Below are 16971 nucleotides of genomic sequence, written 5' to 3'. Positions count from 1 at the left end.
GGGGAGGACGCATGAAGATCGATCTCGCGGGCCAGACCGCGGTGCTGGCCGGCGCGCGCAATGCCGTATCGGACGGCGTCGCCGCGGCGCTCAAGCGGAATGGGGCCAGCCTGCTGCCGGCGGAGAAGATCCCGACCGGGCCGACGCCGGACCTGCTCGTTCTCTCCCATCCACTCGATCTCAGCGCCGATCTCTCGCCAGCCCTCACCGAGACGGCACGGCAGGCGGCGGCGGCGATGGCGGCGCGCGGCGCGGGGCGGATCGTGCATATCCTGTCGGCGATCGGCCTCGTGCCGATGCGGCGGCATGAGGCGGCCTCGGCGGCCATGGCCGCGGCGATCGCGAGCCTGCGCGTGCTCGCCATGCAGGCGGCGCCGAAGGTTCTGGTCAATGGCGTCGCCGCCGGCTTCATCGACACGGAAAACGGTGCTGCCGATCCGGCGATGCTGAGCCATGTGCCGCTCGCCCGGGGCGGGGCGGCGGACGAGGTCGTGAACGCCGTGCTGTTCCTCTGCGATCCGATGAACAGTTACACGGTCGGCCAGGTGCTGGCCGTCGACGGCGGCTGGGCGGCGGGCTATGGCCGTGACTTCTGAACCCAACCTCGTCACGCTGAAGGCTGGCGAATTGTCGCTCGGGCTCGTGCCGGAGATCGGCGGCTCGATCGCCCATTTCCGCTGGCGCGGCATCGACCTGATGCGCCCGCTCTCGCCGGGCGCCGCCGCGCGGCGCGACGTGCTCGCCGTCGCGTCCTTTCCAATGGTGCCCTACGCCAACCGGATCGACGGCAACCGCTTCGCCTTTGCCGGACGCGACTATGTCGTCCAGACCAATAACAGCCCCGAGCGCTTCAATGTGCATGGAACCGGCTGGAAATCAGCCTGGACGCTCGCCGCGCAGGACGGGGGCCTCGCCGAGCTCACGCTCGACCACCATGGCGGCGACGATCCCTATGATTATCGCGCGACGCAGATCTTTCGCCTGGCGCCCGAAGGGCTCGTGCTGGAGACGACGATCGAGAACACCGGCGCTGAGGCCATGCCGTTCGGCTTCGGCCATCATCCCTGGTTCGAGCGCGAAGAGGGCGTGACGCTCGCCTTCACGGCCAGCGCCTTCTGGCTCGAAGCGCCGGACGGCGTCGCGGGAGACCGGATCAGCCTGCCGCCGGAGCTCGATTTCACCGCCGGCGCGCCGCTGCCGCCGGGTTGGCGCAACAATAATTACGGCGGCTGGGACGGCATCGCCGAGATAAGCTGGCCGAGGCGCGGCGCGGGCCTCCGCATGGCCGCGGACCCGATCTTCGGCAATCTGATGCTCTATGCCGATCCGGCCAAGGACTTCTTCTGCCTGGAACCGCAGACCAACGTGCCCTGCGCCTTCAACAAGGCCGAGCGCGGCGAGCGCGACCTCGGCATCATCGTTCTGGAACCCGGTGACCGCATCGGCGGCACGATCTGTTTCACACCGTTCGCGGTGTAAGGGCCGTCAGAGCAGCAGCGCCGTCAGGCCGCCGTCGACGACGAAGCCGGAGCCGGTGACGAAGGAGGCGTCGTCGGAGATCAGGAAGCCGATGGCCTTGGCGAGTTCCGCCGGATCGGCGACGCGCGGCACGCGGCATTCGTCGAAATAGAGCCCGGCCGCCTCGACCTTGGCGCGAGCCTCGGGCCCATCCGCGCCGCCGAGCGTCATGCGCGTCGCCACCGAGCCGACGATGACGGCGTTCACACGGATGCGGTCGACGGCATAGTCGAGCGCCATCTGGCGCGAGAGGCCGAGCACGGCCGCCTTGGTGGCGGCATAGGCCGGAACGCCGGGAACCGTCGCCAGCGCATGGACCGAAGCGAGGTTGACGACCGAACCGCCGCCGCTCGCGCGGATATGCGGCAGCGCAGCGCGGCAGGTGCGGAAGACGGCCGTTAGATTGACGGCGATCGTCTTGTCCCATTCGGCGTCGGAGAGATCCTCGAGCCGCTTCCCGGTCGCATAGATGCCGGCGCAGTTGACGACGGCATCGAGCCGGCCGAACGCCGCGACGGCCGCCGCGACTGCGGCGCGCACCGCCGCGTCTTCCGTGACATCGCCTTCCCGGAAGACGAAGCGGTGACCGGCGGCGGACAGCTGGCTTTCGAGCGCCCGGCCCTCGGCGCCGTCCATGCCGAAGCCAAAGACGGAGGCGCCCTCGCCCGCCAGATATTCGGCGCTGGCGCAGCCGATGCCGGTCGCGGCGCCGGTGATGAAGATGCTCTTGCCGGCAAACTTGCCAGCCAACGCGCCGCTCATGCCTTGGAATTCCCCGTCCGCGCCGCCACGCCCGCCGTCGCCGCGCTGGCCGCCGCCTGCGCCGCCGCGACCGCGCGGAGCACGCGATCCTCACTGCCCGCTTCGCGCGAGAACGCGTCGACGACGCGGCCATCGGCCACGACGAGGCAGCGATCGGCGAGGCCGATCACCTCCTCGAGCTCGGAGGCGACCACGATCAGCGCGACGCCCTGATTGGCGAGGTCGACGATGAGGCGGTAGATCTCGTGCCGCGTGCCGGCGTCGACGCCCTTGGTCGGCTCGTCGAGCAGGAGAACGCGCGGCGCGCTCATCAGCACGCGGGCAAAGAGCAGCTTCTGCTGGTTGCCGCCGGAGAGATGCGCGACGGAAGCCTGCGGCGAGCGCGCCTTGACGTTCAGCGCCCGCATCGCCGCGAGCACGGCGCTCTTCTCCTTGTCGCCGCGCACGATGCCGTTCGCCGAGAGCGGCCCGAGATTGCCGATCGTGATGTTGGCGCCGACTGGCAGATTGAACAAGAGCCCGTCATGCTTGCGGTCTTCGGTGAGGAGCGCGATGCCGGCGCGCAGCGCGTCGCTCGCCTTGCGGATCGCGACCGGCTGCCCGCCGAGACGGATCTCGCCGGAATAGGGAATGCGGCCATAGATGGCGTGCAGGATCTCCGTGCGGCCGGAGCCGAGCAGGCCGGCGAGGCCGAGGATCTCGCCCGGCTTCACGTCAAACGAGACGCCCGTGACGCCGCGATTGACGCCGAAGCGCCCCTGGACCGAGAGGTTGCTGACCGAGAGCAGTGGCGGCGCGTCCGCCGGTGCGTCGTGATGCGGATAGAGACGCTGCAGCCGCTGGCCCGACATGGCGAAGATGAAGCGGTCGGCGTCGAAATCCTCGCGCCCGATCTCGGCGGCGACGCGCCCGTCGCGCAGCACCGTGGCGCGGTCGCACAGCGCCAGCACCTCCGGCAGGCGATGGGTGATGAAGATCATGGTGCGGCCCTGCTCGCGGAGGCGCCTGAGGACAGCGAAGAGGCTGTCGACCTCGGCACCGGAGAGCGATGCGGTGGGTTCGTCCAGCATCAGGACGCGCGGCGAAAACGAGAGGGCGCGGGCGATCATGACGAGATGGCGCTGCGCCGAGGTGAGGCTGGCGACGAGCGCGCCCGGATCGATGGTGAGGCCGAGATCGCGGAAGAGCGCGCGCGTGCGCGCCTGCAAGGCCCTCTGGCTGACGAGGAGGCCGCCGAGGCCGGTCTGGCCGGCGAAGACGTTCTCCGCGACGGTCAGGTTCTCCAGCACCTCGATTTCCTGCGGCACATAGCCGACGCCATGCCCGCGGGCGTCCGAGGTCGAGCCGAAGCGGACGGGCTTGCCGTCGATCAGGATCTCGCCGCTATAGGAGCCGTCCGCATGGACGCCGTTCAGGATCTTGACCAGCGTCGATTTGCCGGCGCCGTTCTGTCCGAGCAGCGCGTGGATCTCGCCCGCATGCACCGCGATGTCGACACCGCGGAGCGCCTGGACGCCGGAAAAGCTCTTCACGATGCCGCGGCATTCGATGACGGACTGCGGCGCCCTGGTGTCGGTCATGGTCGTCTGCTTTCGCCTGCGTCGCGCTATCGGCCTTCGCCATCATCGGGACGGTAAAGGCGGGTCGAGGAGATGTCTCCCCCGGGAACTTCCCCGGGAGAGACGGAGCGGTTGCTCGCCTTGCCTTACTGGCCGGCGCTGTCGAGCATCTTGTAATAGGGCTCGAGGTCGGCGGCGGTGAGCACCGAGGCCGGCAGCGGATTGAGATACGGCACCGTCTTGCCCTCGGCGAGATCATTGGCGAGCTCGGCCGTCTTGGCGCTCTCTTCATAGAGCGGCTGGGCGACCACGCCGAAGGCCTGGCCGGCCTTCACGATGTCGAGGTTCTGGCGGATATAGTCCATGCCGATGATCACGAGACCTTCGCGGCCGGCCTTGCGGGCGGCGCCCGACCAGGTCTGGATGCCGTTGCCGGTCGTCGAGAAGGCGGCCACGACGTCGGGATTGCCCTGCAGGATCGCGACGGCCTTGCCCTCGGCAGCCGACGGCTCGAAGCCCTCCATCTGCGTCTCAAGGATTTTGATGTCCGGGAACTTCTCCGCCATCGTCTTGCGGAACGAATCCGACATGACGTTCTCGGTGTCGTTGGACGAGCCCTGCGTCAGGGCGATCGTGCCCTTGCCGCCGAGCTTCTCGCCCATCGAGATCGCGGCCGCATTGCCGGCGCTCGGAATGTCCTCGCCGGTGGCGGCCTTGAGGCCGGGAACGCTGCCCTCGGGCGGCAGCACGTGCCAGGTCACGACCGGGAAGCCTTCCTGGCCGAGCTTGCCGATGAAGGGATAGATCTCCGGGCCGGGGCCATAGACGGCGATGGCGTCGAACTTGGTGCGCGCCATGGCGGCTTCGGCCAGCGGGATCGAGGCCGAGACGTCGTAATTGGTCGCGCTCGGATTGCCGACGACCTCGCAGGTATTGCCGAGTTCCTTGCACTTCGCGAGGAAGCCGGCCTGCATCAGGCGATGAACCGGATGGTCGCGCATCGGCTGGACCCAGAGGATGTTCTTGCCGGCGGCGTTGCCGAGCGCCGTGCCGCCCATCAGGGCCGCCGTCGCAGTGAGTGCGACGAGCAGCGCCTTGCCGAGCGCGGTTCTTCTGTTGAGCATGGTTAGTCCTCCCTCTTGATTGACCGGCCCCCCGCCGGATCTTGTTCGGCCGCCCGCCGACCCGGCGGAACGGCCGCCTTTCAGCCCGGGCTGTTACCCGGCTCGCTCACCGGCTGCGCACTGGAGCCGGCGATGAAGGTGCGGCGGCGGAGCACGTCGAGACCGACCGCGATGACCATGATCAGGCCGACGGCGATCTGCTGCCAGTTGGCATTGACGCCGATGACGACGAGGCCCGAGGTCACCACCTGCAGCAAAAGGATGCCGATCAGGCCGCCGGCCATGGTGCCGGAGCCGCCGAACAGGCTGACGCCGCCGACGACGACACCGGCGATCACGGTAAGCTCCCAACCGGAGCCGATCGACGTCGTGCCGGAGGAAAGATCGGCCATGACGAACATGCCGGCGACGGCCGCGAGCATGCCGGTGACCATGAAGGCGCCGATCTTGTAGCGGTTGGTGTCGATGCCGACGAGGCGCGCGACCTCGGGATTGCCGCCGGTCGCATACATGTTGCGCCCGAGCACGGTGCGGCGGAGCACGAAATCGGCCGAGACCGCGGCGATCACGAAGAAGACGAAGCTCCAGCCGAGGCCGAACACGAAATCGGCCATGCCGATGGCCCCGACGACCTTGGGCAGCGGATAGACCGGATAGCCATTGGTGACGAGCTGGATCAGCCCCTGGCCGATGAACAGCATGCCGAGCGTCTGGATGAAGGCGGGAATCTTGAGCTTCACCACGGCGAGGCCGTTGACGAGGCCGACGCAGCCGCCGACGAGCACGCCGCCCACCAGAGCGACAGGCACCGGCAGCGCCAGCGCCGTCATCAGCTTGGCGCTGACCACGGCAGAAAGCCCCGCCACCGCGCCGACCGAAAGATCGAACTCGCCGCTGACCAGAAGGATCGTCTGGCCGATCGCGATGATGCCGACGAAGGACACGACACGGAGGATCGCGCGGATGTTGCGCTCCGAAAGGAAGGCCGGTTCCAGTACATAGAAGAACACGACGATCACGACGAGCGCCAGAAGCACGCCGACCTCGCCGACGGCGACCAGGCGCGTCAGACGATCCCGGAGCGCACGTCCCGATGCCTCCGGCGCGGTTGAACGCTGGGCAGCTCTATCCATTCTTTCCTCCCTCGACCGGGAGCCGCTCCTCCTCGAGCAGAACCCGGTGGCCTCTTCTATCGCGGGCCTATTCACATAACATCATGCTATTATATTTTTATCAACAGAGAACCGACCGACATGCCGCCATGCGGCGGCCTGTCGCGACGCTGCTGACGCCGGGTGCACCGGCGCGATACAATGGCTCGCACCGATTTGCGGGCCGAGGATAACACGCGATGACCAAGCCGCCTGGCGGCAAGACGGGGAACGGACGGCCGCGGCTCGGCATGAAGGAGATTGCGCGGCGCGCGGGCGTCGCGCCGATGACGGTCTCGCGCGCCCTCGCCGATCCGGACAAGGTCTCGCCGCAGACGCGCGCACGGATCATGGAGGTGATCGAGCGCGAGGGATTCATCCGCAACCAGCTGGCATCCTCGATGCGCAGCCGCCGCCGCATCGTCGGCACCATGGTGCCGCCGCTGATCAATTCCGGCATCGCCGAGCAGGTGCAAGGCATGACCGACGCCTGCCATGCCGCCGGCTACCAGCTGCTGCTCATCCAGGGCAATTTCGACACCGAAGCCGAGGAGCAGGCGATCCGCTCGCTGCTCGGCTGGCAGCCCGCCGGGTTGATCCTGCAAGCCTTCGTGCAATCGCCGGCCGCGCGCCAGCTTCTTTCCGACGGCGACTATGCCGTCGTCGAGATCAGCGAGATTCGCGGCCGCGACCCGATCGACATGGCCGTCGGCGTCTCCAATTTCGACACCGCCTATGCCATGACGGCGCATCTCATCGACAAGGGTTACCGCCGGATCGGCTTCGTCTCGACACCGGCGCATGGCAATGACCGATTGCAGCAGCGCCGCATCGGTTATCGCCAGGCGCTGCTCGACCGCGGCCATGCCTATCCGGAGAGCCTCGAGGTCGAGGTGCCGATCACCCCGCTCGGCGGCGCCGATGCGCTTGCCATGCTGGTCGAGCGCGACAGCGCGCTGGACGTGATCTTCTGCTCCTCCGATACGCTGGCGATCGGCGCGGTGCAGGAGTGCCACCGCCGCGGATGGGCGATTCCCAAGCGTCTCGCCATTGCCGGCTATGGCGACATGGATCTCGCCGCGCAGCTCTTCCCGCGCCTCACCACGGTCCGCGTGCCGCGCTACGAGATGGGGCGCCGCGCGGTGGAGCAATTGCTGCGCCGCCTCGCCGGCGAGGCGGACCTTCCAGCCGTGGTGCCGATCGGCTTCGAGATCGTCGACCGGGAGAGCGCGTGAGGCACGCCGCCACGCGGTCACGATCAGAGTTCCACGGGGCGTTGGCGACCGTCGCCGACGCGCCGCTCCAGGTGACGGCCGAGCACGGAGAGCGGCCAGCACATGGCGAAATAGATCGCCGAGACCGTGCCGAAGACGAGGATCGGCTCGAAGGTCATGGTGTTGATCGCCGTCGCGGTCCGCGACAGCTCGGAGAGGCCGATCAGCGAGGCGACGGATGTCGTCTTGACGATCTGCACCATGAAGCCGACCGTCGGCGGCAGGCTCAGCTTCATCGCCTGCGGCACGATCACCAGTCGCAGCGTCGCGAGATAGCGCAGGCCGAGCGACTTCGCGGCTTCCCACTGTCCCTTGGAAACGCTCTCGATCGCGCCGCGAAAGATCTCGCCGAAGAAGGCGCCGCTGTTGAGGCAGAAGGTGATCGCCGCGGCCGGCCAGGGATCGGGCCTGAGGCCGATGAAGGCCGAGCCGTAATAGACCATGAAGAGCTGGATCAGGATCGGCGTCGACTGCACGAACGAGATGTAGCCGCCCGCCAGATGCCGCAGCCAGGCGGCGGGCGCAACGCGGAGCGCCGCGATGACGAGACCGAGCGCGCCGCCGCCGACGAAGGCGACGATGGCCAGCAGCAGCGTCCAGCGCGCCGACAGCAGCAGGAAATAGAACTCGGGAAGGCCGAACTCGCGCAGGCTCATGTCTTCCACCGGAACAGGACGTGGGAGAACAGGCGGAAGAGGAGGTCGCAGAGCCGGACCAGCACGAAATAGATCACCGCGATGACGATATAGATTTCGAAATTTCGGAAGGTCTGCATCGCCATGTTGTTGGCGATGGCCGTCAGTTCCTCGGCCGCGATGGCGGAGACGATCGACGTGCCCAGCAATTGCAGGATGAACTGGCTGGTGAGCGAGGGATAGACCGCGCGCACCGCCGGCACGACGATGACATGGCGGATGATCTGCCCGCGCTTGAGGCCGAGCGACTTCGCCGCCTCGATCTGGCCGGACGGGATCGATTCGACGCCGGCGCGCAGGATCTCAGTCGCATAGGCGCCGAGATGGATCGAGAGCGCGAGGATGGCGGCCTGGTCGCTCGAGAGGCGCAGCCCGAGCAGCGGCAGCGAGAAGAACACGAAATAGAGCTGAACCAACAGCGGCGTGTTTCGGATGATCTCCACATAGACGCCGATGGCCTTGCGGACCGGCGGCGGCCCGAAGGAGCGGCCGAGCGCGCCGGCAATGCCGATGACGAAGCCGATCGCGGCCGAGGACGCGGTCAGTTCCATCGTCCGCGCCGCGCCGTAAAGAAACTCCGGCCAGCGGTCGAGGATGGGTCCGAACTGGAAGACGTATTGCATGCCGTCGCCGCTCCGAACGGGGGAGGCGATACGGCGAAAAGCCGTATCGCATGCTTGGCAACCGCCGTCAGAAGGTCGGCAGGGTCGGCAGCGGCGTCTTGCGATATTTCTGCGAGAGGGCGTCGAGCGTGCCGTCCTGGCGCACGGTGAAGATGAAGGTGTTCAGCCATTGCAGCAGCTGAAGATTGTCCTTCCGCACGCCGATGCCGAAATAGAACGTCTTCAGCACATATTTGAGCTCGAAATCGTCGCCCTTGGCGCTCTTCTTCAGATAGATGTCACCATAGTCGCCGCCGCCCATGGCATCGATCTGGCCGGACAGCATGGCCTGCGAGATCGAGGCATAGTCGTCGAAGCGCAGGATCTCGATGCCGGGATTGGCCTCGGCCTGGGCGGTGAGCAGCCCGTCCTCGCCTGTGCCGCGCGTGACGCCGACCTTGAGGCCGACGAGATCCTTGGCCGACTTGATGTTGACGCTCTTCGGCGCCAGCACGACCGAGGATTGCGAGGCATAGGGGATCGAGAACGCGACCTGGAGCGCCCGCGGCGCCGTGATCGAGAAGATCGACACGACCATGTCGGCGCGGTCGGTCAACAGGGCCGGAATACGGCCGGGCGAGGTCACGGTGACGAACTCGACCGGGACGCCGATGGTCTTGGCGATCATCTGGGCGAGCTCGACATCGAAGCCGGTCGGCTGCATCTGGCTGTCCAGCATGCCATAGGGCGGCGTCGTGGTGTCGATGGCGACCACCAGCTTGCCGCGCGAGATGATGTCGTCGATCGTCGTCTCGGCGCGCGCTGCGGCCGGCAGCGCCGCCAGCGCAACGAGGCCGACCAGCGCGCCGGCGGCACGGCGGAACAGGCTCCGACGGGTATCGGTCATGGCAATCCTCCCTCATCGGCCGGCGCGAAAGCGCGCCGGCCCCGGTGTTCCTCTCCTGGAATTCTGGCGGATGCTCCGGCGACGGATGCCGGGCCTCTCTTCTTGTCGGGCGGGTAGGCCCCGCTCACGGCAACCAGACGAACATACTATTATAAGAATTACAAGACCAACGCGCCGCGCGGATCAGGAACGGCCCTTGGCGCCGAGTCGGCGCTCCCATCCCTCCTCATGCACGTTGAGATAGGCCTGCGGGTCATAGGGATGGGCGAGCGCCACTGCCTCGTCGAGCTCGATCCCGAGTCCCGGCGCATCGGGCAGCGAGAGATGGCCGGTCTCGGCGTCGATGGTGGGATGCCAGCTCACGAGGTCGTGCGTCCACGGCTCGTTGAAGGCGTCGAAATGCTCCTGGATCAGGAAATTCGGCACGCAGGCGGCAAGCTGCAGGCAGACCGCGGTGGCGACGGGACCGCCGCTTTGATGCGGCGCGATATAGCTACCATGGGCGAGCGCCAGATTGGCGACGGCCATGGTGTTGCCGATGCCGCCGAGCGACATCGGCTCGGGCTGGAAGATGTTGACGCCGCCGCGCTCGGCGAGCGTGAAGAACTGTCCAACCGTATCGTACATCTCGCCCGTGGCGACCGGGATCGGGCTGCGTCGGCCGACAGCATGCACGGTTTCCTGCCGGTCGCGGCTGGTCGGCTCCTCCCACCAATAGAGATCGAGCGGCGCGAGACGCTCGGCGGCACGGATCGCCTCGATCTCGGTGAAGCGTGCATGCACGTCGATCAGGATGCGCGTATCGGCGGGGAGATTGTCGCGCAGCGTCTTCAGGATGTCGTGCGCGATATCGAGATCGCGCTGCGATATGAAGCCCTTGGCGGTGCCGAACGGATCGAGCTTCAGCGCGTGGAAGCCCTTGGCGATCACATTCTCCGCCGCCTTCAAGAACGCGTCCGGCGTGCGCTCGGTCCGATACCAACCATTGGCATAGCCGAGCACGCTGTCGCGCACCCGCCCGCCCAGAAGCTGGTGGATCGGGACGCCGAGCGACTTGCCGAGAATATCCCAGCAGGCGACCTCGACGGCCGCGATTGCCGTGCGATGGATATGACCGCCATCCAGCGAGACGCTGTCGAGCATCCTGGTCGCGAGCGCCGTGATGCGGCGCGGATCGGCGCCGATCACGAGATGCTCGAGTTCGCGCACGGCGGCCTCGGTCGTGCGGATGAAGCCGTTCAGCGTGCCCTCGCCGAGGCCGGTGATGCCGGCATCGGTCTGGACGCGCACGAAGAGCCAGTTCTTCCAGCCGGCGCTGACGGTGAAGGTCTCGATCCCGGTGATCTTCACGCGTTTCCTCCTGTGGCAGCGGCGGCGATGTCGTCGGCGGTGATGCGGTAGCGTTTCTGCAAGGTCGGCACCGCGCCGCATTCGATGAAGCGATCCGGCAGGCCGATACGCGTGAGCGGCCGCGTGATGCCCGCCTCGAACAAGGTTTCGGCCACTAGCGTCGCGAGACCGCCCGAGACAACATGGTTCTCGGCGGTGACGAGACGCTTCACTTTGCCGGCAAAGTTGACGACGGCCTCCGCGTCGAAGGGCTTCAGGCAGGGCATGTGCAGGACGCCGGCCGCGATGCCCTTGGCGGCGAGGGCATCGGCTGCGTCGATCGCCCGCTCGGTCATGAAGCCGGTCGAGACGATGCCGACATCGCTACCCCCGCGCACGAGGCGTGCCTTGCCGATGGCGAAGTCGAAACCATCTGGCGCGAAGACGACGGGGACCTTGCCGCGCAGCAGCCGCATATAGACGGGGCCGTCATGGGCGGCCGCGGCGCGCGTCGCCGCCGCGATCTCTGTCGCGTCGCAGGGATCGATCACAACGAGCCCCGGCACGAGGCGCATGATGCCGAGATCCTCGATCGCCTGATGCGTGCCGCCATAGCCGGTGGTGAGGCCGGGCAGGCCGGCGATGATCTTCACCGGAACGGCGGAATGGGCGCAAGCGATCGCGATGAAATCATAGGCGCGGCGCGAGGCGAAGACGCCATAGGTCGTCGCGAAGGGCGTGAAGCCCGTGCGCGCAAGGCCGGCCGCCGCCGCGATCAGGTTCTGCTCCGCCATGCCCACGTTGAAGAAGCGGCTCGGGAACGCATCGCGGAAGGGGAGGATGTCGGTGTATTTGCCGAGATCCGCGGTCAGACCGACGATATCGCCGCGCTCCGCGCCGAGCGCGGCGAGCGCATGGCCGAAGGGCGCATCGACCGTCGGCCGGGTTCCCGTGACCTCGTCCCGGCCCATGGCTCGGGTATAGTTGGCCTTCGTGAAAACGCGCGCCGTCTCAGCCATGGTTGGCCTCCTCCCGGTCGAGTTCGGACATCAACGCGTCCCATTCGCCGCTGTCGACGCGGACGAAATGCGCCTTCTCGCGCGCCATCAGCGTCGGCAGGCCGAAGCCGGGATGGGTGCGGAGCACGATGGCGTGCGGCTTGCCGTCCCGTGCGCGCGCGGCATGGAGCGCATCCACGACGGCCGGCAAATCATTGCCGTCGATCTCCTGCGTCGCAAAGCCGAAAGCGCGCCATTTCTCGCCGACCGGCTCCATGTTGAGCACCACCGGCCCATCGGCCTGGATGCCGTTGCAGTCGATCAGCGCGACGAGGTTGTCGAGGGCGAAATGGCCTGCGGACATCGCCGCCTCCCAGGTCGAGCCCTCCTGCATCTCGCCGTCCGAGAGCTCGCAGAAGATCCGTGCCGGCGAACCCTTGAGGCGGAGCCCCAGCGCCATGCCCACGGCCTGGCCGAGGCCATGGCCGAGCGAGCCGCCGATCATCTCGACACCCGGCGTGGTGTCGAGCGTCGACATGTCCAGGCGGCTGTCATCGGCGCCGTAGCTGGTCAGCTCCTCCGGTGGAAAGACACCGGCCTCGGCCAGCGCCGCCCACAGCGCGATCGAATAGTGACCGGTCGACAGCAGGAAGCGGTCGCGGTCGGGCGCCGAGAGATCCGTCGGGTCCCAGCGCAGTTCATGGAAATAGAGCGCCGCGAGCGTATCGGCGATGCCGAGCCCCTGGCCGACATAGCCCTGGCCCGGACCGCGCGCCATCACCAGCATATGCCGGCGCATCGCATGCGCATGGGCGCGAAGCGCCGCGAGATCCGCCGTCTCCGGCGGATGATTGGCTGGAAGCGCCATGGTTCAGTCCCTGTCCATGCCGCCGGAAGCGTTGAGCCGCTCGGCGGTGATATAGGCCGGCGCATCGAGCGCGAGCCAGATGACCGCGGCGGCGACTTCGTCGATCCCCGCGCGGCGGCCGAGCGGGGCGCGGCGCGTCCGTTCGGCGATGAATTCCTCGAAATCCTCGCGGCCCTCGGCCCGCGCGAGCGCGCGCTCGGTGACGCGCTGCATCTCGGTGTCCATCATGCCCGGCGAGACGGAATTGACCGTGATGCCGAAAGGCGCGAGCGCGATGGCGCTGGTCCGCGTGATCGAATCGACGGCGGCCTTCGACGCCGCATAGGCGGCGTAGTTAGGCAGCGCCATGCGCGAGGCCGGCGAGGTGATGTTGACGATGCGCCCGCCGCCGCTGCGCTTCATCGCCTCGCCCGCCGCGCGGCTGAGCATGACGAGCGCAACGACGTTGATGGCGAGCGTCCGGTTCCAGAGCCCGGCGCTCATCTCGAAGAAGGGCTCGATCGCGCCATAGCCGGCATTGTTGACGAGGATGTCCAGACCACCCCAGGCCGCCCCGACCTGGCCGATGATCGCCTCACCCGCCCCTTCGGCCGTCAGGTCCTGCACGATCGACAGCGTGCGCGCCGCCGGCGGCAGGCCGCCGCGCGTCGCCTCGAGCCCCGCGGCATCGCGATCGACCATGGCCACCGCGACGCCCCGCGCCGCGAACATCGAGACAAGCTCCCGTCCGAGCCCCGCACCGGCACCGGTGACGACGGCCCGCATTTCCCCTGACGACACGATGGTTCCTCCCATTTCGTGACGATGGTAACGTTACCATAATTCACTGTCAACGGATGGCGTGGGGTGCGGATTGGCGACCTGCGGGCTCCCGGTTCGGGCGGTCATGGGGGGAGCCGACAGCCGGCCGATCGCGCGACGGCCGATGCGCAGAGACGCAGTCCGCCCTGCATATGGTCGAAATTGCGTGACATATACAATCTAAAGTTGTATATCGAATGTCTGGCGCAATTGGCGCCCGCCTCCCCTGTCAGCGAGTTCACGATGCCGATCCGAACCGATGTCTCCCTCTGGCGCGGCAACAACGCGCCGGAGATCGCCTGGACGCTGGCCGAAGCCCCGCCCGAGGGTGCGGCCTTCTTTCTCGCTGTCGAAGCCGGCGGCCGCACGCTCTTCACGCGCGACACGCCCTCCGGCTCGCTGCTTCTCGCCGGCAGCACGCTGCGCTGGTCGCCGAGCCTCGCCGAATCCCGCGCGATCCCGCAGGGCCGCGTCGCCCGCTACGAGATCGAGCAGCGCGTGGATGATGTCGAGACGACGCTGTTCTTCGGCGACGTGACGGGCCTCGGCGGCGTCAATGCCGACGCAGGCGCGCCGGCCGGCGCGACGATGCTCGACGCGGCCGATCCCGAGAACATTCCCCTCTTCCTGCTTGGATGGCTGGCATGAGCACCGCCCTTTCCACCCGCCCGATCCGCGACGGCGTCGGCAACGCCTTCCTCCAGCGCGTGCTGGACGTCTCCGGCACCGGCGCCGGACCCTTCCTGCCGGTTCAGGCCCTGGTCGGGCCGGAAGACGGCCTGCCGATCGATATCGAGGCCCTGTTCGCCGCGCTCTTAAGCGCGGTCGAGACGGCCGCGGACCGGATCGAGAGCGCGCTCGCCGCGCTGCCGGTGCCCGACGCGCCCTTCGCCCCGCTCGGGCATCGCACCGTGACGGTCACCGCGACAGCGCAGACGCTGGCCGCCCTGCTCTCCGCCGTCTCGGCCACGATCCCGAATGGCGCGAAGCTCGTCTATCTGCAGCCGCGCGGCGATGGCATCCGTTATGCCCATGGCGGCGCGACGCCAACCACCGCATCGGATGCGACCGGCATCGGCACCGCGCTCTATGAGGGCGCGCAATATCCCCTCCGCATGGCGGATTTTGCGACGCTGAAGCTGATCGCGCCGGCGAGCACGGTGCTCGCCATCGAATTCCGGGGTTGAGCCATGGCCGACGCGATCATCACGCCCCCCGTCCGTCTCGCCGAGACGCTCGGCGCGAAGCTCCGCCGCCTGGCGCGCGATGCCGAACGCGGCAATCCGACGTCGAACCTGCCCTGGAAGGCGCCGCCCGCCTATGCACAGGGCGAGGCGATCAAGACCGGCAATGTCCGCGCCTCCGGCGGAAACTGGTACGAGGCCCTCTCGACCGCGACGACGGCCGGCGCGAGCGGCCCGACGCATACGATCGCCAACCCCGCATTCGACGGCGCCGGCTCGACGGGCGTGCTCTGGTCCTGGATCGGCGCCGCGCGCATGACGGCCGATGATGGCGCAGCGCCGACCGTCAGCGTCGAGGCCTATGGCAGCCCGAGCCTTGGCTTGCTCTACCAGCCCGTCTCGCATCCCGGCCGCTTCCGCATGCTCGGCGCGACGCCCGAGGTCTACAGCACGACGCAGTGGAAGCCCGCCGTGTTCCAGTCGAAGAGCGGCACGACCGTCTATGGCGCCAGCTCCGGCATCGAGTTCATGGTGTTCGACAGCGCCTTCGCCATCGACCATGTCGCCTTCGCGCAGGGCATGACCGTCATCGTCGATGGCCGCTTCGTCTCGCTCGACCATGACGGCGTGCCGAGTTCCAGCCAGTGGCTCAAGGTCGCGCTGCCGGGCGGGATGCGGGAACACCGGGTCGAGGTGCGCGGCCGGCGCGACGACTGGAATTTTCGCGGCGTCCGCGTCTCGACGCTCGGCCAGGTCTATGCGCCGCCGGCGACCGACCTCGTGCGGGCGGTCTTCATCGAGGACAGCATTGGCGCGGGCTCGAACTACGGCCCCTACATGGTCGGCCAGACGCTGCACCGACAGTTCGGCGACCTCGTCGGTATCCGGGACATGTGGTCGCTTGCGAAGGGCGGCACCGGCTACATCGCCAAGGATGTCGACGGCGCGTCCTATAGCTATGCCGAGCGGCTGGCGCAGGCCGTGGCGCTGAAGCCGGACATCGTGTTCTTCGCCGGCTCGTCCAACGACCGCGGCACCAGGGCCGGCACGCCCTTCGCCTCAACGGCGATCACGGCCGCAGACCTGACGGCCGCGGCGCTCTCGACCTACCGGACGCTGCGCGGCCTCGGCTATGCGGGTCCCATCGTCTCCTTCGGCATCGTTCCGATCGATGACAGCGCGGAAGGGGCGGCGGCCAAGATCGCGTATGCCGAGCAGGCGGTCGCCGACGCGGTCACGGCCTTCGCGGATCCGCAGTGCTGGTTCGTGCCGGTGCGGACCGACCCGGCCGGGCCGTGGGTGACCGGCGCCTGGAACAACGAGGCGACACCGACCTCGGCGAATTCGGCGCTGATCACCAATATCGACCCCGGCGACAAGACGCACCCCGGCGCCTTCGGCGTCGCCTATTACGCGCAGCGCCGGGCCACGGCGTTCAAGCGGAGCGTGCTGCCGAATATCCGATGAGGGGACGCAGCATGGTGTATCCGAAGTCAGATATAACCATGGATTGTATCTCTGCACTCAAGCTCGTATTGGTTGTTATCTTCGGAGACACAACCCATGCGTCAGGCCCTGTCGAAGCTTCCCTTGCTCGCGATCAAGACGCTGCCGGCCTCCGGGCCGGCCTATGGCCCCGCCCTGAAGGTCTATGGCCGGATCCGGTCGGCCGGCAGCGTCGGCGAGCCGATCGTCTTCCTGGGCGATAGCCTGACCTCGGGCGCAGGCCTGCCCTTCGAAGCCGCCTACCCCGCCCTCGTCTCGGAGGCCCTCGGCAACCGGCGCTACGTCAATCTCGGCGTCGGGGGCGAGACGTCGGGCGAGATCCGGCAGCGCTTCCTGCGCATGGCCGGCTATCACGGCCGGCCGATCGTGGTCTGGGCCGGGCGCAACAATTATGCCGATGGCGAGGCCGTGATCGAAGACATCGCCGCGATCCTGGCGGCCGCAGCGGACCCGCGCTTCCTGGTGCTGGCCGTGCCACCCGGTGCCTATCCGGGCGAGCAGCCGGGCGAGGCAGGATGGGCGCAGATCAAGGCGCTCAATGCCGCGCTCGCCACGCGCTTCGGCAGCCGCTTCGTCGATCCGAACGGCAAGATCGGCGGGGGTCAGCGGCTGGACCAGATCCACCTGAACCGCGTCGGCCACAAGCTTGTGGCGGACACCGTTACCGAGGCCATCAGCCGCGCCGGCTGGTAG

General features: G+C 68.0%; 18 protein-coding genes. 7 read left to right on the top strand and 11 right to left on the bottom strand.

Annotated features, from left to right (window positions below; translation table 11 throughout):
• The first annotated feature begins 11 nt into the window (after window positions 1–11).
• Together GGR25_RS13390 and GGR25_RS13385 are read left to right on the top strand one after the other, a co-directional pair.
• On the top strand, window positions 12–596 hold the full coding sequence (locus GGR25_RS13390; protein ID WP_183399273.1) for an SDR family oxidoreductase: 585 nt from the start codon (window positions 12–14) through the stop codon (window positions 594–596).
• Complete coding sequence (locus tag GGR25_RS13385; protein WP_183399272.1) at window positions 580–1479, top strand: aldose 1-epimerase; 900 nt, start codon at window positions 580–582, stop codon at window positions 1477–1479. Before GGR25_RS13390 ends, GGR25_RS13385 begins: the two co-directional genes overlap by 17 nt.
• A 6-nt stretch (window positions 1480–1485) precedes the next feature.
• On the opposite strand, the gene GGR25_RS13380 is transcribed toward GGR25_RS13385, so the two are convergent.
• From GGR25_RS13380 to GGR25_RS13365, 4 genes are all read right to left on the bottom strand, one after another.
• Entirely contained in the window at window positions 1486–2280 is a 795-nt protein-coding gene (locus GGR25_RS13380; protein ID WP_183399271.1) for an SDR family NAD(P)-dependent oxidoreductase, read from the bottom strand.
• A complete protein-coding gene (locus GGR25_RS13375; RefSeq protein WP_183399270.1) occupies window positions 2277–3860 on the bottom strand; it encodes a sugar ABC transporter ATP-binding protein in 1584 nt (527 codons plus the stop codon). The genes GGR25_RS13380 and GGR25_RS13375 overlap by 4 nt, the downstream gene beginning before the upstream one ends.
• A gap of 125 nt (window positions 3861–3985) precedes the next feature.
• Entirely contained in the window at window positions 3986–4963 is a 978-nt protein-coding gene (locus GGR25_RS13370; RefSeq protein WP_183399269.1) for a sugar ABC transporter substrate-binding protein, read from the bottom strand.
• Window positions 4964–5043: 80 nt separating this feature from the next.
• On the bottom strand, window positions 5044–6096 hold the full coding sequence (locus tag GGR25_RS13365) for an ABC transporter permease (protein WP_183399268.1): 1053 nt from the start codon (window positions 6094–6096) through the stop codon (window positions 5044–5046).
• Window positions 6097–6314: 218 nt separating this feature from the next.
• Between GGR25_RS13365 and GGR25_RS13360 the strand changes: the two genes are divergently transcribed.
• Window positions 6315–7349, top strand: a complete 1035-nt coding sequence (locus tag GGR25_RS13360) for a LacI family DNA-binding transcriptional regulator (RefSeq protein WP_183399267.1) — start codon at window positions 6315–6317, stop codon at window positions 7347–7349.
• 23 nt (window positions 7350–7372) lie between these two features.
• On the opposite strand, the gene GGR25_RS13355 is transcribed toward GGR25_RS13360, so the two are convergent.
• The 7 genes from GGR25_RS13355 to GGR25_RS13325 all read right to left on the bottom strand — a co-directional run bounded on the left by GGR25_RS13355 (window position 7373) and on the right by GGR25_RS13325 (window position 13567).
• Complete coding sequence (locus tag GGR25_RS13355) at window positions 7373–8044, bottom strand: amino acid ABC transporter permease (protein ID WP_183399266.1); 672 nt, start codon at window positions 8042–8044, stop codon at window positions 7373–7375.
• On the bottom strand, window positions 8041–8706 hold the full coding sequence (locus GGR25_RS13350) for an amino acid ABC transporter permease (RefSeq protein WP_183399265.1): 666 nt from the start codon (window positions 8704–8706) through the stop codon (window positions 8041–8043). The genes GGR25_RS13355 and GGR25_RS13350 overlap by 4 nt, the downstream gene beginning before the upstream one ends.
• A 67-nt stretch (window positions 8707–8773) precedes the next feature.
• The gene (locus GGR25_RS13345) at window positions 8774–9592 is read right to left on the bottom strand and encodes a transporter substrate-binding domain-containing protein (RefSeq protein WP_183399264.1); all 819 of its coding nucleotides are present in this window, start codon (window positions 9590–9592) and stop codon (window positions 8774–8776) included.
• A gap of 183 nt (window positions 9593–9775) precedes the next feature.
• The gene (locus GGR25_RS13340) at window positions 9776–10942 is read right to left on the bottom strand and encodes an enolase C-terminal domain-like protein (protein ID WP_183399263.1); all 1167 of its coding nucleotides are present in this window, start codon (window positions 10940–10942) and stop codon (window positions 9776–9778) included.
• Window positions 10939–11940 carry a transketolase family protein gene (locus GGR25_RS13335; RefSeq protein WP_183399262.1) on the bottom strand — a complete coding sequence of 334 codons (1002 nt, stop codon included), beginning with the start codon at window positions 11938–11940 and terminating at the stop codon, window positions 10939–10941. Before GGR25_RS13335 ends, GGR25_RS13340 begins: the two co-directional genes overlap by 4 nt.
• Window positions 11933–12787: a transketolase gene (locus GGR25_RS13330; RefSeq protein WP_183399261.1), complete on the bottom strand. Its 855-nt coding sequence runs from the start codon at window positions 12785–12787 to the stop codon at window positions 11933–11935. Before GGR25_RS13330 ends, GGR25_RS13335 begins: the two co-directional genes overlap by 8 nt.
• 3 nt (window positions 12788–12790) lie before the next feature.
• Window positions 12791–13567, bottom strand: coding sequence for an SDR family NAD(P)-dependent oxidoreductase (locus tag GGR25_RS13325; RefSeq protein WP_343068052.1), 777 nt, complete (start codon window positions 13565–13567; stop codon window positions 12791–12793).
• Between the two features lie 264 nt (window positions 13568–13831).
• Here GGR25_RS13325 and GGR25_RS13320 point away from each other — a divergent pair, with 264 nt between their 5' ends.
• From GGR25_RS13320 to GGR25_RS13305, 4 genes are all read left to right on the top strand, one after another.
• Window positions 13832–14236 (top strand): hypothetical protein, encoded by a 405-nt coding sequence (locus GGR25_RS13320; protein ID WP_183399259.1) that lies wholly within the window; start codon window positions 13832–13834, stop codon window positions 14234–14236.
• The gene (locus tag GGR25_RS13315) at window positions 14233–14775 is read left to right on the top strand and encodes a hypothetical protein (protein ID WP_183399258.1); all 543 of its coding nucleotides are present in this window, start codon (window positions 14233–14235) and stop codon (window positions 14773–14775) included. Before GGR25_RS13320 ends, GGR25_RS13315 begins: the two co-directional genes overlap by 4 nt.
• Before the next feature lie 3 nt (window positions 14776–14778).
• The gene (locus GGR25_RS13310; RefSeq protein WP_183399257.1) at window positions 14779–16239 is read left to right on the top strand and encodes an SGNH/GDSL hydrolase family protein; all 1461 of its coding nucleotides are present in this window, start codon (window positions 14779–14781) and stop codon (window positions 16237–16239) included.
• Window positions 16240–16335: 96 nt separating this feature from the next.
• On the top strand, window positions 16336–16971 hold the full coding sequence (locus GGR25_RS13305; RefSeq protein ID WP_183399256.1) for an SGNH/GDSL hydrolase family protein: 636 nt from the start codon (window positions 16336–16338) through the stop codon (window positions 16969–16971).

This window comes from Kaistia hirudinis, from assembly GCF_014196455.1.
Taxonomy (GTDB): Bacteria; Pseudomonadota; Alphaproteobacteria; order Rhizobiales; family Kaistiaceae; genus Kaistia; species Kaistia hirudinis.
Note: the sequence above shows the minus strand (reverse complement) of the source record. Positions and strands in the feature narration are given on the sequence as shown.

Excerpts from the sequence above, each read along its gene's own strand:
- GGR25_RS13390 (WP_183399273.1), top strand. The coding sequence starts at position 12 with ATGAAGATCGATCTCGCGGGCCAGACCGCGGTGCTGGCCGGCGCGCGC.
- GGR25_RS13385 (WP_183399272.1), top strand. The coding sequence starts at position 580 with ATGGCCGTGACTTCTGAACCCAACCTCGTCACGCTGAAGGCTGGCGAA.
- GGR25_RS13380 (WP_183399271.1), bottom strand. The coding sequence starts at position 2,280 with ATGAGCGGCGCGTTGGCTGGCAAGTTTGCCGGCAAGAGCATCTTCATC.
- GGR25_RS13375 (WP_183399270.1), bottom strand. The coding sequence starts at position 3,860 with ATGACCGACACCAGGGCGCCGCAGTCCGTCATCGAATGCCGCGGCATC.
- GGR25_RS13370 (WP_183399269.1), bottom strand. The coding sequence starts at position 4,963 with ATGCTCAACAGAAGAACCGCGCTCGGCAAGGCGCTGCTCGTCGCACTC.
- GGR25_RS13365 (WP_183399268.1), bottom strand. The coding sequence starts at position 6,096 with ATGGATAGAGCTGCCCAGCGTTCAACCGCGCCGGAGGCATCGGGACGT.
- GGR25_RS13360 (WP_183399267.1), top strand. The coding sequence starts at position 6,315 with ATGACCAAGCCGCCTGGCGGCAAGACGGGGAACGGACGGCCGCGGCTC.
- GGR25_RS13355 (WP_183399266.1), bottom strand. The coding sequence starts at position 8,044 with ATGAGCCTGCGCGAGTTCGGCCTTCCCGAGTTCTATTTCCTGCTGCTG.
- GGR25_RS13350 (WP_183399265.1), bottom strand. The coding sequence starts at position 8,706 with ATGCAATACGTCTTCCAGTTCGGACCCATCCTCGACCGCTGGCCGGAG.
- GGR25_RS13345 (WP_183399264.1), bottom strand. The coding sequence starts at position 9,592 with ATGACCGATACCCGTCGGAGCCTGTTCCGCCGTGCCGCCGGCGCGCTG.
- GGR25_RS13335 (WP_183399262.1), bottom strand. The coding sequence starts at position 11,940 with ATGGCTGAGACGGCGCGCGTTTTCACGAAGGCCAACTATACCCGAGCC.
- GGR25_RS13330 (WP_183399261.1), bottom strand. The coding sequence starts at position 12,787 with ATGGCGCTTCCAGCCAATCATCCGCCGGAGACGGCGGATCTCGCGGCG.
- GGR25_RS13320 (WP_183399259.1), top strand. The coding sequence starts at position 13,832 with ATGCCGATCCGAACCGATGTCTCCCTCTGGCGCGGCAACAACGCGCCG.
- GGR25_RS13315 (WP_183399258.1), top strand. The coding sequence starts at position 14,233 with ATGAGCACCGCCCTTTCCACCCGCCCGATCCGCGACGGCGTCGGCAAC.
- GGR25_RS13310 (WP_183399257.1), top strand. The coding sequence starts at position 14,779 with ATGGCCGACGCGATCATCACGCCCCCCGTCCGTCTCGCCGAGACGCTC.
- GGR25_RS13305 (WP_183399256.1), top strand. The coding sequence starts at position 16,336 with ATGCGTCAGGCCCTGTCGAAGCTTCCCTTGCTCGCGATCAAGACGCTG.